The sequence below is a fragment of the Uruburuella testudinis genome, assembly GCF_022870865.1.
Taxonomy (GTDB): domain Bacteria; phylum Pseudomonadota; class Gammaproteobacteria; order Burkholderiales; family Neisseriaceae; genus Neisseria; species Neisseria testudinis.
Genome location: NZ_CP091508.1, coordinates 1,776,690 through 1,792,454, shown reverse-complemented (window position 1 = coordinate 1,792,454; position 15,765 = coordinate 1,776,690). Strand labels below are relative to the sequence as shown.

Sequence of the window (15,765 nt, the reverse complement as noted above, 5' to 3'; positions counted from 1 at the left end):
CTCGCCTGAGCTTGAAGAGGACTGAAGCGCCAAGTCAACCAGCCCATATGTGTGTACTGTATTCGGTTCGCCGCATTGTTTGCTTACTTTTTTGAATGGATATCATATTTGAATGAGTTTAGATTAATTTAATTGGTTAGGCCGTCTGAAAACTTGTGTGTTTTCAGACGGCCTTCATTGTATTGGCTTGCTGATAAACGCATACCCATTCACAAGATAATTTAACGGCGTTGAAATTATCTTTCGGTGGTTATCCCTAAAAAAATAAAAACGGCAAAATTGCCGTTTTTATTTTGCCGTTATTCTGTTGCTGCCGGCGTTTGCCGGGTTTTAATCAACAGTGTGGCAATGGAAGCCAGTGCCAGCAAGATACCGGCAAAGGTGATGGCATTGCCCGGATTGGCGCCCAGGATATGGTTGAAAATCCAGCCGAAGGTTACGGTTTCAATCAGCATCGGGATCACAATCATCATATTGATGATGCCCATATAAACACCGTAACGCTCTTTCGGAATTTCTTTGACTGCAATCAGGAAAGGCACGCCCATCATGCTCGCCCACGCGATACCGAAGCCGATCATCGGCACAAACAGCAGAAATTTGTTGCTGATGTGGGGGAAAATCAATAAAGCAACGGCGGCCAGCGATACGGCGAAGGCGTGTACGTATTTGGCGGCATATTTTTTAGCCAGCAGCATCAGGCCGAAAGCAGAGATAAAGGTTACGATATTGTAGAAGCCGTTTACCAGCCCGGCCCAGCCCACGGCCTGCGCATAGATTTCTTTATCGGCCGAAGTGCTGCCCCACACCGATTGGGCGATGCTGAGGGTGACGTATTGCCAGTAAATAAACATGGCATACCATTGGAAAAGATAAACCAGCGCCAACTGCCACAAGGCTTTGGGCATGTCTTTGATGGCCATGCCGATTTCGGTGACGGCGGGAAGCAGGCCTCTGGGTTTGGCGCGCATAACGGCCAGCTCTTCGTCGGAAGGGCGCTTTTCGGGTGTGGAAAATACGGAAATCAATACAGAGCCGATGGAGCAGAATGCGCCGATATAAAACGAGCCGTATACCCAGTAAGGAATACCGTTTTCAGACGAACCGGTGATGATTTGCTGAAAAAAATACAATGACACGTTGGCCAGTGTGATGCCCAGGCCGGTGAACACGCTTTGCATCAGGAAACCGGTGGGTTGTTGGTGTTCGGGCAGGGTGTCGGCAATAAAGGCGCGATACGGCTCCATGGCAGTGTTGTTGCTGATGTCGAGCAGCCACAGCAGCAATACGGCCATCCATAAAGCGGTCACGTGCGGGTAAAAAAACAGGCAGATGCTGCAACCGATGGCACCGATTAAAAAATAAGGCCGCCGCCGGCCGAGGCCGTTTACCCAGGTGCGGTCGCTGAGCGCACCGATAAGCGGCTGTACCAAAAGGCCGGTTACCGGGCCGGCCATATTGAGCAGGGGCAGCGATCCGGGGTCGGCATTTAGAAAACTGAATACCGGGTTAATCGCAGTTTGCTGCAAGCCGAAGCTGTATTGGATACCGAAAAAACCAAAGTTCATCAGCACAATCTGGCGTAAGGTCATGGCCAGTTTCTGATCGAGTTTCATACACTATTCTCCTTTGAGAATGAACAAAATAGGGGGGGATAAGGGTTGCCCATTTCGTGATGTGTGTGGCCGGTGTTGTGTTTATTATTAAGTCGGGCTGCTTTCGGGCTTATCTGTCTGTTTATCTGTCTATCGTGATAACCGATGAACGCCACGCCACTTCCGAGGGGATAATGAGCGGATTGGGTGCCGTTTTTTTGGCAGGTTTGCCGGAAGCAAGCTCCAGCAGAATTTTGCCTGCCTGCATGCCCATTTCATAATAAGGCAGAACGGCCGTTGAAAGCGGTGGAAACAGCGTTTCGGTAATCGAAACATCGTTATCGTAGCCCACTACTGAAATTTCTTCAGGAATACGCAGGCCGCGGGTGCGCAAGATGCCGTAGACGCGCAAAGCCATTTCATCGTTGCCGCAGCAAATCACGCTGGGCGGCTTAGCCAATGTCATCAGATGTTCGATGGCGTTCCATAAATCCCGGCTGTCGTTGTTTTGGTTCGGGTAGCCCGCCACCAGCAAATCAGCATCATAGCCGATGCCGGCTGCTGCCAGCGCCGCGCGGTATCCTTCAGCGCGCAGACGGGTGGCAATCACATCGGGCGGCAGCGTTAGATAGGCAATACGGCGGTGGCCGTGGCCGATAAGGGCTTCTACAAGCTGTTTTTGGCCGTTGGCATCATCCGGCAGCACCGAAGGCGTGTTAAGGCGGTCGAAGCAGTTCAACAATACAATTGGGCAGTCATCGGGCACTTTCGGCAGCGCCACTTCTTTATGCTGGTCGGCCACATATAAAATGCCTTCGACGCGGTGTTGCAAAAAAGTGCGGATCAGCGGCGCTACTTTATCGGCATCGCCGCCGGTGTCGGCAATCATCAGCGTTTTCCCGGAGGCCGAAATCGTTTGCAGCGCACCTTGCACCAGCAGCATATCGCTCAAACCGCGCGGTTGATGTGCGGTATCGGTGCGGGCTGAAGATTGCGAAATGGCACCGGTAATCAAGCCGATCAGCCCCGAACGGTTGGAGCGCATCATGCGTGCTGCGGAAGAGGGGATATAGCCCAATTCGCCAATTGCTTTTTGTACTGCTTCACGCGTTTCCGGTTTGACCGGCGCATCGTTGTTTAACACACGGCTTACTGTTTTCGCAGATACGCCGGCGTGGCGTGCAACATCGTAAATCGTGGTCATGACAGATTCCTTGTGGGTATTGCAGGCAGATTACCATGTAATGACATCGGTGTCATTATGCGGATTTACTTTTTTATGCATAAATTTGTGTTGGGTCAAGTTTTCAGTGCGGAAATTGTCGTGATTAACGGGTGGTTAAATATCTTATTGTTTTAAAAGTTAATATTTAAGTTGTAAAAAGGCCGTCTGAAATAAAAGGCCGTCTGAAAACAGTTTCAGACGGCCTGAGCAAAGCTTTTAAGAGCGGTTAGAATTTATAGCTGACAGAGCCTAAAATGCTGCGGCCTTGGCCGTAATAGCAGTATGAGGCATCGCAGGCTGCAATATATTTGCGGTCACCGACATTGTCTACATTGACTTGAGCCGTCCAGTTGCGTGCGAAATCATAGCGGGCAAATAAATCAAATACGGTAGAAGAGGGAACTTTCATGCCTCGGTAAGCCGCATCTGCATATTGCCCGTCTACGGTGCTGGTGCCGACATAGCGAACCCCGGCGCCCAACGACAGGCCGTTTAATGCGCCTTGGTCAAAGCTGTATACACCACGCAGGCTGGCGGAATGCTTGGCATACAGCGTGTTGCGGTAGTCGATATTGTCTGTGCCTTTGTCGGTGCGCGATTGATAAGTGTAGGCAAATTGGCCGCTCAGATTATCGGTGATTTGCGCTTGTGCCTGAATTTCTACGCCTTTACGCTTGGAGGAATCACCGCTGACCGTGCTGCCGACACCGTTGGCGCCGGAAATCAATGCGCCTTTATCGTTGGCTTTAAAGGCTGCTGCGGAGATGGTGCCGTCAAGCCAGCTCGGTATGTATTTCACACCCACTTCGTATTGCTCGGTGGTTTGCGGATCATACAGCGTTTGATTGCTGCTCAGGCCTGTCGGCAGGCGGAATGATTCGCTGTAGGCAAAATAAGGGCTGATTCCGTATGGGGCGTAATACATCACCGAGCCTGAGTAAGAAGTATGGTTTTTCTTCACAGATTGGTTGTTGGTGTATTCTTCGCTTTTCGCACGGTCGTGGCGGATGCCTGCGGTAATGCCGACTCTATTAAACAGGCGCACGCTGTCTTGCAGGTAGAAGCCCAATTGGGTAGCTTTCAAATCATTTCGCGGAATCGCAGCAGTATCGGCCGTGACGCCGTAAGTCGGGTTGAAAATATTCACTGTGCCCGGGCTGACAATGGTAGGCCAAGAAAGCAGTTGGTATAAGCCGTTTACTTTTTGATGACGGTAATCAACACCGCCCACTAAAGTATTATCGATATTTTCATTTTTCCAGCGCCAAGTGAGGCGGTTGTCGATGCTGTGGGTTTTGTTGCTGCCATCGTTATACACCAAATCGCGGGTGGCTTCGTTGTTGCTCACACCGGACCACACATATACGCCCATGTGTTTGTTGTCGGCTTTGTTATAACGGTAGTTGGAGCTGAACGTGATGCCGTTGTCAAAATCGTGGCTGAATTCATAGCCGAGCGAATATTGCTTGTTGGTTTCATTATCCAGACCGGGGTCGCCCAAGTTGGTATGGCGGCCGACTGTCTGGCCGTCTACGGCCACCAATGAGCCGGTCATCGGCACAAAATTACTGCTGGGCGTGCCTTTGTCGCGCTGGTAGCTCGACAGCAGGGTCAGATGGGTTTTATCGCTGATGTCCCAAGACAAAGAGGGCGCAAGGTAAACGGTTTTATTGTCGGTGCCGTCCCATTCGCCGTCGGCAGCGCGAAACGAGCCGACCAAACGGTAGCGCAGATTTTGGTCGGCACTGATTGCGCCGGTGTAGTCGGCACCGATGCCGTATTGGCCGTTATTGCCGACAGAAGCGTTCACTTCACCTTTGCCGACTTGCTCTTTATGCGGGCGTTTGCTGATGTAGTTAATCAAGCCGCCCGCATTGGCGGCACCAAAAGTCATCGAATCGGCACCTTTGGTGATTTCAACAGTTTCCACGCCATAGCGCTCAACACGAGGCGTAAAAAAGCCGTAGCCGGGTGATAAGGTGCCGTCAACTGCCTGGCTCGCCTCGGTGCCGCGGATATGGAACCAGTTGGTATTGGTATCGCTGCCGAAAGGCTGGTTGGTGAAACCGGCTTGATAACGGCCGATTTCATCCATTTTTTCTACGCCTTCTTCGGAAAGCGTTTCCGCACTGATGGTGACGGCTGATTTTGCCTGGCGGAAAGGCACGCTATTGAGTTTGTTCATCGAGCCGACCACGCTGACGGTTTCCAATTCGGCGCTTGCGACTTCATCAGCGGCGAAGCTTTGCGTGTAGGCACCCAACACGGCGGCGGCAAGCAGGCTGCGGGTGAAAATAGTGTGTTGTTTCATGTTATTCTCTGTTTGAATAATAAGGCCGTCTGAAAATTGCGGAGCAGTATTTGAGACGGTTGTTGTGTTAATCAATATTTGGGCATTTCTGACCATTTGTTTATGAGAGAATTTTTTGTTCCTGAAAATGCAGATGCCGGGCAAAAAACGCAGCAAGATTGGGCATCTTGCGAGGCTTTTTAACGCAGCAGATGCGTTTTCAGGGGCAAAAAGCACCCGTAAATCGAATGGTCAGGGCACCCTAGAACCGGTAGCGGTTTTCAAACGGCGGAAACGTATATGTATCTGTCGTTCTGATGTCGAAGCGGTTCAGAGATGAGTTGATTGTGTTGGTCAGAAAATACCGGAAATGGTCTTGACTGCGGAGCGCATTATAGCGGATTGGCTGCCGTTTGTATTTTGAAGCCGTCTGAAATAGGGCGGTTTGATGCGGCGGCATGTTATTTTGTTGCTTTATTGATACGGAATTAATATGAATTCTTGTTTGCGTTTGGTGTTGCCGGTTTCAGACGGCCTCAGTTAGAGGGCATCCTGACCATTCATATCTCATCAGATTTTTTGTGATAAAAGTACAGATGCAAGGCAAAAAATGCAGCAAGATTGGGCACCTTGCGAGGCACTTTTAACGCAGCAGATGCACTTTAGTGCAAAAAAGATGATGAGATATGAATGGTCAGAATGTCCTATAGGCTATAAAAATAAAATATCCGCTTTCAGTTTGAATGGGAGTTGCTATAATTAGCCCCATCGTTTACTGGCCGTCTCAACAGGCCGCTGATTAAGGAAACATCATGTCGTTACCCGTATTGTTACCGAAATACCTGCCGCAGTTGCAGGCGTTTGAAGCCAAAATTTTGGCCAATCAAACCAAAATCGAGGCCTGGTTCCGCGCGCAGTGGGGCAATCACACGCCGCCGTTTTATGGTTCGGTAGATATCCGCAATGCCGGCTATAAAATGGCTTCAATCGATATGAATCTGTTTCCGGGCGGCTTTAATAATTTGAATCCGCAATTTATTTCGCTGGCGGCAATTGCGGCTCAAGATGCGGTGGAGCGGGCTTGCGAAACCGCTAAATCCATGTTGATTGTGCCGGAAAACCATACCCGCAATACTTTTTATCTGCAAAATGTGTATGCGTTGAGCCATATTTTGCGCAGTGCAGGCTTTGAAGTGCGCCTGGGCAGCCTGAATCCTGAAATCACTGAGCCGACAGAGTTTGAAACGGCTCTGGGCAATACATTGCTGATTGAGCCTTTGCTGCGCACGCGCGGGCGGGTGCATTTGGCGGATGGCTTTTCGCCGTGCGTGGTGTTGTTGAACAATGATTTGTCGGGCGGTGTGCCGGAAATTTTGCAAGATTTGCAGCAAACGGTGGTGCCGCCGCTGCACGGTGGTTGGACCACTCGCCGTAAAACGGCACATTTCGCCGCTTATAACCGGGTGGCCGCCGAGTTTGCCGAATTAATCGATATTGATGAGTGGCAGATTAATCCTTATTTCGAGCAAATCAGCGGGCTGGATTTTCAGGAACGCGAAGGTGAGGATGTGCTTGCCGACGCTGTGGCGCGTATGCTGGCAAAAATTCAGGCCAAGTATGATGAAAAAGGCATTACCGACCAACCGTTTGTGATTGTCAAGGCTGATGCGGGCACTTACGGCATGGGGGTGATGAGCGTAAAATCGGCTGATGAAGTGCGCGGATTGAACCGCAAAAACCGTAATAAAATGGCCAAAGTAAAAGAGGGCTTGGAGGTTACGGAAGTGATTGTGCAAGAGGGCATCTACACTTATGAAACCTTGCATGGTGCAGTATCGGAGCCGGTGGTGTATATGATGGATCGCTTTGTGATCGGCGGCTTTTTCCGGGTGCACGAAGGCCGCGGTGCAGACGAAAACTTGAATGCATCGGGTATGCTGTTTGTGCCGTTGCAGCAAAGCTTTCCGGTAAGCGGCAGCAGCGAAGCGGCGCAGGAAATTGCCGATGCCCAAAGCAAGCGCGTGTTTGAGCATTGGGATGCCATGGGGGTGCCCAATCATGTGTGCGGCGACAACCCCGATTGCAGCAGTAATCGTTTGTATGTTTATGGTGTGATGGCACGTTTGTCGCTGCTGGCTGCATCGATTGAGTTGGAGTCATCTGCCTCTGTTTAGGCATGAGTGGATTGTTAAATCTCAAATAATCAAATGATTAGATTAAGGCCGTCTGAAAACTTGGTTGCTATTCAAGTTTCAGACGGCCTTATCTTTTGCTTTATTCTTTATGGATGTGAATCAGCTTTAATCCGTACCCCGGGCGCGGTTTTCATGAAATTGTGCCCGCCAGTTTTCAAACTGCCCCTGTTCGATGGCTTCGCGCATTTCGGCCATTATCACTTGGTAAAAGTGCAGATTGTGAATGGTGTTGAGCTGGGCGCCCAGAATTTCACCGGCACGGTGCAAATGATGCAGATAAGCGCGGCTGAAATTTTGGCAGGCATAGCAAGAGCAGCTTTCATCTATCGGGCGGTTGTCGAGCTTGTGTTTGGCGTTTTTGATTTTCAAATCGCCGAAACGGGTAAACAGCCAGCCGTTGCGGGCGTTGCGGGTAGGCATCACGCAGTCGAACATATCCACCCCGTGCGCCACCCCGTAAACCAAATCTTCCGGCGTACCCACACCCATCAGATAATGCGGTTTGTGTTCCGGCAGCATCGGGCCGACGGCGCGCAGCATGCGGTACATTTCCGGTTTTGGTTCGCCTACCGACAGGCCGCCGATGGCCAGGCCGGGAAAGTCAAACTGCTCCAAACCTTTGAGTGACTCTTCACGCAAATCCTCATACATTGCGCCTTGAACGATGCCGAATAGGGCGTTGGGGTTGCGCAGGCGCTCAAATTCGGCTTTAGAGCGTTCAGCCCAGCGCAGGCTCATGTGCAGCGATTTTCGCGCTTGCTCGTGCGATGCTTCGCCGGGGGTGCATTCGTCGAGCTGCATGGCGATATCGGAATTGAGCACGGTTTGGATCTGCATCGAAATTTCGGGCGATAAAAACAATTTGTCGCCATTAATCGGGCTTTTGAATGTGCAGCCTTCTTCGGTGAGCTTGCGCATTTCGGAAAGGGAAAATACCTGAAAACCGCCCGAGTCGGTCAGAATTGGTTTGTTCCAACCGATAAAATCGTGCAGGCCGCCAAAGCCGCCGATCACTTCCAAGCCGGGGCGCAGCCACAGATGATAGGTGTTGCCCAGAATGATTTGTGCGTTGATGTCGTGCAGGTTTTGCGGGGTCATCGCTTTAACCGAGCCATAGGTGCCGACAGGCATGAAAACCGGTGTTTCGATTTTGCCGTGGTTGAGCTCAAGCGTGCCGCGGCGCGCATGGCCGTCTTTATTGTGTAAGGTGAATTTCAGCATGGTTGTTGCAGAGTGGATTCAAATTGGCGTGATTATAACGGAATTATCGGCAGGCCGTCTGAAATATAGCGCATCCGGCTTGCCAATGGGCTTGGCAATCGGATAAAATCACAAGCTTATTGAAAAGTTGCGGGTTAAGTTGCCTTGCTTGTCGGGCAGCCGCCGCAATGATAACCCGCAATATCTGATTTTTTGCGAACAACAAAAGCCGGTAAAGCAAGCGGTTTTTGTTGTTTATTGTGTTTACCGGTTTGGAGTTTTTAATGATTAATATTACCTTGCCTGACGGCTCTGTCCGTCAATTTGAAGCCCCTGTGTCGGTGTATGATGTGGCGGCTTCTATCGGCACGGGTTTGGCAAAAGCCACGGTGGCCGGCAAGGTAAACGGCCGATTGGCCGATGCTTCCGATTTAATCAGCGAAGATGCCAGCCTGCAGATTATCACACCGAAAGATCCGGAAGGTGTCGAAATCATCCGCCATTCCTGCGCCCACTTGGTGGGGCATGCGGTCAAACAACTTTACCCCGATGCCAAAATGGTGATCGGCCCGGTCATCGAAGATGGGTTTTATTACGATATCGCTACCGAAAAGCCGTTTACCCCTGAAGATGTGGCCAAAATCGAAAGCCGCATGAAAGAGCTGATTGCCCAAAATTATGATGTCGTCAAAGTGATGACCCCGCGGGCGGAAACCATCAAAGAATTTCAGGCGCGCGGCGAAGAATACAAACTGCGCCTGATTGAAGATATGCCCGAGGTCGAATCTATGGGCTTGTATCATCATCAGGAATACGTCGATATGTGCCGCGGCCCGCATGTGCCGAACACCCGTTTTTTAAAAAATTTCAAGCTCACCAAATTGGCGGGTGCATATTGGCGCGGCGACAGCAATAATGAAATGCTGCAACGCATCTACGGCACAGCCTGGGCCAGCAAGGAAGATTTGCAAGCCTACATCGTGCGCATGGAAGAGGCTGAAAAACGCGACCACCGCAAGCTTGGCAAGCAGTTGGATTTGTTTCATTTGCAAGACGAAGCACCGGGTATGGTGTTTTGGCATCCCAAAGGCTGGGCTCTGTGGCAAACCATCGAGCAGCATATGCGCAAAGAGCTGGATGCAGCCGGCTATCAGGAGGTGAAAACCCCGCAGATTATGGATAAAGCTTTCTGGGAGCAGTCTGGGCATTGGCAAAACTATAAAGACAATATGTTTATCACCTTGTCGGAAAAGCGCGAATATGCCGTCAAACCCATGAATTGCCCGGGGCATGTGCAGATTTTCAATCATGGCTTGCGCTCTTACCGAGATTTGCCGATGCGCTTGGCCGAATTCGGTTCTTGTCACCGCAACGAACCTTCAGGTGCCTTGCACGGTCTGATGCGCGTGCGCGGTTTTGTGCAGGATGATGCGCATATTTTTTGCACTGAAGACCAAATTGTGGAAGAATCCCGTGCATTCAATGAATTGTTGATGCGTATTTACAAACAGTTCGGTTTTCATGATGTGGCGGTGAAATTATCGTTACGCCCTGAATTGCGTGCCGGTTCGGATGAAATTTGGGATAAAGCCGAAAACGGTTTGCGTGAAGCTTTGACCGCTTGCGGCGTAACATGGGAAGAATTGCCGGGAGAGGGTGCTTTTTACGGCCCGAAAATCGAGTATCATGTCAAAGACGCGATTGGCCGCTCTTGGCAGTGCGGCACACTGCAACTGGATTTTGTGCTGCCCGAGCGGTTGGATGCCGAATATGTAACCGAAAACAACGACCGTGCCCGCCCCGTGATGCTGCATCGTGCGATTTTAGGCTCTCTTGAGCGCTTTATCGGCATCTTGATTGAAAACCATGCCGGATCGTTTCCGTTGTGGCTGGCACCTGTGCAGCTGGTGATCATGAACATCACCGAGCATCAGGCAGATTATTGCCGTGAAGTGGCTGAAAAACTACGCATGGAAGGCTTTCGTGTGACGCTGGATTTGCGTAATGAAAAAATAGGCTACAAAATACGTGATAACAGCCAATACCGCTTCCCTTATCAAATAGTGGTCGGTGATAAAGAAAAGCAAGAAAACAAAGTGGCCGTGCGCCGCAAAGCAGAAGACCTTGGCTCGCTGGATTTAGGTGATTTTATTGCGCAATTAAAGCAGGAAATCGCCCTGGCCTTGGTTAATCATTAATTTTTATAAGGAGTATTGTCATCGCTCAAGAACGCGAAGCACGTATCAACGGTGAAATCACTGTGAAAGAAGTGCGTTTAATCAGTAGTTCAGGTGAACAGCTTGGTGTGGTATCAGTCCGTGAAGCTCTGGCTATGGCCGAAGAGCAGGATGTTGATTTGGTAGAGATTTCCCCCACTGCCAAGCCGCCTGTGTGCAAACTCATGGATTTTGGCAAATACAAATACGAGCAGGCCAAAAAACGCGACGAAGCTAAGAAAAAGCAAAAGCAGGTGCAAATTAAGGAAATCAAATTCCGCCCGGGTACCGATGAGGGTGATTACAACATCAAAATGCGTAACATCACCCGCTTTTTGGAAGATGGCGACAAAGTGAAGGTAACTTTGCGCTTCCGCGGCCGCGAAATGGCGCACCAGCAGTTGGGTGCCCAGCTTTTGGAGCGTGTGAAAGAAGAGTTGGCTGAAATCGGCACCGTGGAGCAGTTTCCGAAAATGGAAGGGCGCCAAATGGTGATGATGATTGCGCCAAAGAAAAAATAAAGATATAATGCGCAGCTTGCCTTGATGCCGTGCGGGGCAAGCTTTTGGAAAGCGGCAAAAAAACCGTGGTATTAGGGCTTCAAGTGTTTGGCGAATGGGTTTGCTAAGCCCCCTTATACCTTATCTAATAAATGATATGGAGTATCCCATGCCTAAAATGAAAACCAAGTCGGGTGCTAAAAAGCGCTTTAAAGTACTGGGTAACGGTGGTGTGAAGCGCGCTCATGCCTTCAAGCGTCACATTTTGACCAAAAAAACCACCAAGCAAAAACGCCAATTGCGCGGCACCTCTATGGTGAACGAGCGCGATATGGCTTCTGTTTCTAAAATGTTACCCTACGCTTAAGGAGTTAAACTATGCCACGCGTAAAACGCGGTGTAACCGCACGTGCCCGTCACAAAAAAGTATTAGCGTTAGCCAAAGGCTATCGTGGTCGCCGTAAAAACGTCTATCGTGTTGCCAAACAGGCGGTGATGAAAGCCGGTCAGTATGCTTATCGCGACCGTCGTCAACGCAAACGTCAATTCCGCCAATTGTGGATCGTGCGTATCAATGCAGGTGCCCGTGAAAACGGTTTGTCTTACAGCAAATTCATGAACGGTCTGAAAAAAGCCGCGATTGAAATCGACCGTAAAGTATTGGCTGATTTGGCAGTGTTTGACAAAGCCGCCTTTGCCCAATTGGTTGAAAAAGCAAAAACTGCTTTGGCTTAAGCTTAACGCTGAAACAGATTTAAAAAAGGAAACTTCGGTTTCCTTTTTTTTATTTCAATTTGCCTTGATTGCGTGTATTTTTTTCTTTAAATCGCTGTTTTTTTTGGCTTAGTTGCGTTAAAATAACCAACTTTCAAATGAAGCGGAAAGCCGCAGGCTGTCTGGATCAGGTTCAGACGGCCTTGTTGTTTGGATGCTTTCTGCAATCATAAAATTACTGGCAATGAAATGTAAAACATCATGGAAAATGTAAACCGTATTGTTGCGGAAGGCATTGCGGCTCTTGAGGCGGCAGCCGATTTTAATACGCTGGAGCAAGTTAAAGCCCGCTATCTGGGTAAAACAGGCGAGCTGACCGGGCTGCTGAAAACCTTGGGGCAAATGTCGCCTGATGAACGAAAAACCATCGGTGCCCACATCAATGAATGCAAAAACCAATTTCAAGAAGCATTAAACAAACAGCGTGATGCTTTAAATGAAGCCAAATTGAAAGCCCAATTGGCAGCCGAAGCGCTGGATGTTACCTTGCCCGGGCGCGGCCAAAACGAAGGCGGACTGCACCCGGTAACCCTCACATTGCAACGTGTGGTTGAGCTGTTTCACGGGATGGGCTTCGAGGTGGCCGACGGCCCTGAAATCGAAGATGATTTCCATAATTTCCAAGCCCTGAACATTCCGCAAAACCATCCGGCACGCGCCATGCAGGATACATTTTATGTGGAAAACGGCGATGTATTGCGCACCCATACTTCGCCGATTCAAATCCGCTATATGCTGGACAAAAAAAATCCGCCCATCCGTATTATTGCGCCCGGTCGTGTTTACCGCGTTGACAGCGATGCCACGCATTCGCCGATGTTTCATCAGGCAGAAGGTTTGTGGGTAGAAGAGGGGGTGACTTTTGCCGACTTGAAAGCCGTGTTTACCGATTTTATCCGCCGCTTTTTCGAGCGCGATGATCTGCAAGTGCGCTTCCGCCCGTCGTTCTTTCCGTTTACCGAGCCTTCTGCCGAAATCGACATCATGGGCGATAACGGCAAATGGCTGGAAGTGGGCGGTTGCGGCATGGTTCACCCGAATGTGTTGCAAAATGTAAACATCGATTCTGAGAAATATACCGGTTTTGCATTTGGTATTGGCCTTGACCGCTTTGCCATGTTGCGTTACGGAGTGAACGATTTGCGCCTGTTTTTCGATAATGATTTGAGTTTCTTAAAGCAGTTCAAGTAAAAATCTGACTATTTGAATAGGCGGTTAGCGGTCGAATTTATGCTTTTGCATTTAAAACAATTGATTTGGCTGTCGAATGCTTGCTGCCGTATAACAACTGTCTGGTCATTCAGACGGCTTGAATCTGTTTTAATGTTATGACTGCCGTTTCAGACGGCCTGAAAAATATAAAGAGAATATCATGCAATTTTCTTACAATTGGCTGAAAACCCAGGCCAATCCGAATCTTTCTGCCGATGACTTCGCGCACCTGCTTACCATGGCGGGCTTGGAAGTTGAAGAAGTGGAAACTGCAGCGCCTGCATTCAGTGGTGTTGTTGTGGCCGAAGTAAAATCGGTAGACAAACACCCGGATGCCGACCGCTTGAATATTACCCAAGTTGATGCGGGCACAGGCGAGTGGATTCAAATTGTTTGCGGGGCGCCGAATGTGAAAGCAGGCATTAAAGTGCCGTGTGCTTTACCGGGTGCGGTGTTGCCGGGTAATTTCAAAATCAAACCTACCAAAATGCGTGGTCAGGTTTCCAACGGCATGCTGTGTTCGACCGATGAGCTGGGCCTGCCGGACGATGGTGTAGACGGCTTGCATATTCTGCCCGCCGATGCGCCTATCGGTCAAAATATCCGTGATTACCTGGATTTGGATGACGCGGTGATGACTTTGAAAATCACGCCCAACCGTGCCGACTGTCTCAGCATCAAAGGGCTGGCTCGTGAAGTTGCTGCTCTGACCCAATGTGAAAATACGCCGGCAGTGTTTCAGGCGGCCTCAGTAAAAAGTGCGAAAACCCAGGCTGTGCAGATTGATGCTGCTGCCGATTGCGGCCGTTTTATCAGCCGCGTGATTGAAGACGTTGATGCCCGTGCCTCCACACCCGATTGGATGAAGCAGCGTTTGGCACGCAGCGGAGTCCGTTCGATTTCTGCATTGGTCGATATCGGCAATTATGTGATGCTGGAGCTGGGGCAGCCGATGCACGTATTTGATGCAGACAAGCTCAATGGCCGTATCATCGTGCGCCGTGCGGTGAATGGTGAAACATTGGCTTGTTTGAATGAAAAAAACGTTACCTTGGCTGACAATACGTTGGTGGTTGCCGATGAAAAAGGTGTGTTGAGCATGGCCGGTTTGATGGGCGGTGAAGGCAGCGCAGTTTCAGACGGCACCCAAAATATTGTGTTGGAAGCCGCTTGGTTCGCCCCCGAAATTATTGCCGGAAAATCACGCCAATACGGGTTCGGTTCAGACTCTTCATTCCGCTTCGAGCGCGGTGTGGATTGGACTTTGCAGGCAGATGCGATTGAGCGCGCCACTCAATTGGTATTGGAAATCTGTGGCGGCCGGGCCGGTGAAAAAGTTGAAGCAGTGGGTAACCTGCCTGCCGCCAATACCGTCAACCTGCGCTTGAGCCGTGTCGAAAAAATATTGGGCGTGGCCGTGTCTGCCCAACAAGTGGAAACCATTTTACAGCATCTCGGCCTCAATCCCATAGCCATCGAAGGCGGCTTTAAAGCAGTCTCGCCCAGTTTCCGTTTCGATATCGGCATCGAAGCCGACTTGATCGAAGAAATCGGCCGCGTGTATGGTTATGAGAATATTCCTGACGACCAAACTTCAGGCCGTCTGAAAATGTTGCCCCTGCCCGAAACCCGACAGCTCCGTATCGATGTATATCGTCAAATGGCAGCGCGCGGTTATCAAGAAGTGGTGAGCTATGCGTTTGTAGACGAGCAGTGGGAAAAAGATTTTGCCGACAATGCTGACCCCATCCGCTTGCAAAACCCATTGGCTGCGCAATTGAGCGTGATGCGCTCCACTTTGATTGGCGGTTTGGTAGAAATTTTACAAAACAACCTCAACCGCAAACAAAACCGAGTACGCATATTTGAAGTTGCACGTGTTTTCAGCAAAGCTTCAGACGGCCTGTTTATTCAAAACGAGCGGATCGGCGGTTTGCTGTATGGCTCCGCTTTGCCGGAGCAATGGGGCGAAAAAAACCGCAATGTTGATTTTTACGATATCAAAGCCGATGTGGAATCTTTATTGGCGGGTAAGGCGGTGCAGTTTGTCAAAGCCCTACATCCTTCTCTGCATCCGGGGCGTACTGCCGAAATCATATTTGAAGGCCGCCCCATCGGTTTTGTTGGCGAGCTGCATCCGCAATGGCTGCAAAAATATGATTTGCCGCAAGCCGCTTTGGTATTTGAAATCGACATGGCTGCTGTGCTCGGCAAGGAAAAAACAACTTATCATGCCGTATCCAAGTTCCAGCCTGTGCGCCGCGATTTAGCTTTTGTGATGCCGGAAGAAATGAGCCATGATGCATTGCTCTTATCATTACGCCATGCGTCAGGCAAACTGGTGCGGGAAATTTCCGTATTTGATGTTTATCGCGGTGCCGGCCTGCCGGAAGGTGCGAAAAGTATGGCGGTAAAAGTGATTCTGCAAGACAGTGAAGCCACGCTTACCGATGAAACGGTCGAAGCTTTAATGGATAAACTCATTAAAGCGGCCGAAAGTGCAGGCGCGCAATTGCGCCAATAAAAAATCTGATATTTGCTTGAATTTTAAATGTAAA

Annotated in this window: 11 protein-coding genes; 7 read left to right on the top strand and 4 right to left on the bottom strand. The window is 49.9% G+C overall.

The features are described 5' to 3' along the window. Positions 1-299: 299 nt before the first annotated feature. The 3 genes from LVJ83_RS08200 to LVJ83_RS08190 all read right to left on the bottom strand — a co-directional run bounded on the left by LVJ83_RS08200 (position 300) and on the right by LVJ83_RS08190 (position 5,131). Positions 300-1,616, bottom strand: coding sequence for an MFS transporter (locus tag LVJ83_RS08200; RefSeq protein WP_244784037.1), 1,317 nt, complete (start codon positions 1,614-1,616; stop codon positions 300-302). Between the two features lie 121 nt (positions 1,617-1,737). Then, a complete protein-coding gene (locus LVJ83_RS08195) occupies positions 1,738-2,799 on the bottom strand; it encodes a LacI family DNA-binding transcriptional regulator (RefSeq protein ID WP_244784036.1) in 1,062 nt (353 codons plus the stop codon). A gap of 247 nt (positions 2,800-3,046) precedes the next feature. Further along, positions 3,047-5,131, bottom strand: coding sequence for a TonB-dependent siderophore receptor (locus tag LVJ83_RS08190; protein ID WP_244784035.1), 2,085 nt, complete (start codon positions 5,129-5,131; stop codon positions 3,047-3,049). Positions 5,132-5,922: 791 nt separating this feature from the next. Between LVJ83_RS08190 and gshA the strand changes: the two genes are divergently transcribed. Then, positions 5,923-7,284 (top strand): glutamate--cysteine ligase, encoded by a 1,362-nt coding sequence (gshA, locus tag LVJ83_RS08185; RefSeq protein ID WP_244784034.1) that lies wholly within the window; start codon positions 5,923-5,925, stop codon positions 7,282-7,284. A 126-nt stretch (positions 7,285-7,410) separates the two neighbouring features. Here the strand turns inward: gshA and tgt are convergent, their stop codons facing one another. After that, positions 7,411-8,526 carry a tRNA guanosine(34) transglycosylase Tgt gene (tgt, locus tag LVJ83_RS08180; RefSeq protein WP_244784033.1) on the bottom strand — a complete coding sequence of 372 codons (1,116 nt, stop codon included), beginning with the start codon at positions 8,524-8,526 and terminating at the stop codon, positions 7,411-7,413. A 263-nt stretch (positions 8,527-8,789) separates the two neighbouring features. Here tgt and thrS point away from each other — a divergent pair, with 263 nt between their 5' ends. The 6 genes from thrS to pheT all read left to right on the top strand — a co-directional run bounded on the left by thrS (position 8,790) and on the right by pheT (position 15,731). Then, positions 8,790-10,703, top strand: a complete 1,914-nt coding sequence (gene thrS, locus LVJ83_RS08175) for a threonine--tRNA ligase (RefSeq protein ID WP_244784032.1) — start codon at positions 8,790-8,792, stop codon at positions 10,701-10,703. Continuing rightward, complete coding sequence (gene infC, locus LVJ83_RS08170; protein WP_342345087.1) at positions 10,703-11,242, top strand: translation initiation factor IF-3; 540 nt, start codon at positions 10,703-10,705, stop codon at positions 11,240-11,242. The genes thrS and infC overlap by 1 nt, the downstream gene beginning before the upstream one ends. 148 nt (positions 11,243-11,390) lie before the next feature. Beyond that, on the top strand, positions 11,391-11,588 hold the full coding sequence (gene rpmI, locus LVJ83_RS08165) for a 50S ribosomal protein L35 (protein WP_244784030.1): 198 nt from the start codon (positions 11,391-11,393) through the stop codon (positions 11,586-11,588). An 11-nt stretch (positions 11,589-11,599) separates the two neighbouring features. Continuing rightward, positions 11,600-11,956, top strand: a complete 357-nt coding sequence (gene rplT, locus LVJ83_RS08160) for a 50S ribosomal protein L20 (protein WP_244784029.1) — start codon at positions 11,600-11,602, stop codon at positions 11,954-11,956. A 240-nt stretch (positions 11,957-12,196) separates the two neighbouring features. Beyond that, positions 12,197-13,186, top strand: a complete 990-nt coding sequence (gene pheS / locus LVJ83_RS08155) for a phenylalanine--tRNA ligase subunit alpha (protein WP_244784028.1) — start codon at positions 12,197-12,199, stop codon at positions 13,184-13,186. A gap of 181 nt (positions 13,187-13,367) precedes the next feature. After that, on the top strand, positions 13,368-15,731 hold the full coding sequence (pheT, locus tag LVJ83_RS08150) for a phenylalanine--tRNA ligase subunit beta (RefSeq protein ID WP_244784027.1): 2,364 nt from the start codon (positions 13,368-13,370) through the stop codon (positions 15,729-15,731). The last annotated feature ends 34 nt before the right edge of the window (positions 15,732-15,765 follow it).

Bases quoted from the DNA above. Each gene is read 5' to 3' on its own strand.
- LVJ83_RS08200 (WP_244784037.1), bottom strand. From the start codon at position 1,616: ATGAAACTCGATCAGAAACTGGCCATGACCTTACGCCAGATTGTGCTG.
- LVJ83_RS08195 (WP_244784036.1), bottom strand. From the start codon at position 2,799: ATGACCACGATTTACGATGTTGCACGCCACGCCGGCGTATCTGCGAAA.
- LVJ83_RS08190 (WP_244784035.1), bottom strand. From the start codon at position 5,131: ATGAAACAACACACTATTTTCACCCGCAGCCTGCTTGCCGCCGCCGTG.
- gshA (WP_244784034.1), top strand. From the start codon at position 5,923: ATGTCGTTACCCGTATTGTTACCGAAATACCTGCCGCAGTTGCAGGCG.
- tgt (WP_244784033.1), bottom strand. From the start codon at position 8,526: ATGCTGAAATTCACCTTACACAATAAAGACGGCCATGCGCGCCGCGGC.
- thrS (WP_244784032.1), top strand. From the start codon at position 8,790: ATGATTAATATTACCTTGCCTGACGGCTCTGTCCGTCAATTTGAAGCC.
- rpmI (WP_244784030.1), top strand. From the start codon at position 11,391: ATGCCTAAAATGAAAACCAAGTCGGGTGCTAAAAAGCGCTTTAAAGTA.
- rplT (WP_244784029.1), top strand. From the start codon at position 11,600: ATGCCACGCGTAAAACGCGGTGTAACCGCACGTGCCCGTCACAAAAAA.
- pheS (WP_244784028.1), top strand. From the start codon at position 12,197: ATGGAAAATGTAAACCGTATTGTTGCGGAAGGCATTGCGGCTCTTGAG.
- pheT (WP_244784027.1), top strand. From the start codon at position 13,368: ATGCAATTTTCTTACAATTGGCTGAAAACCCAGGCCAATCCGAATCTT.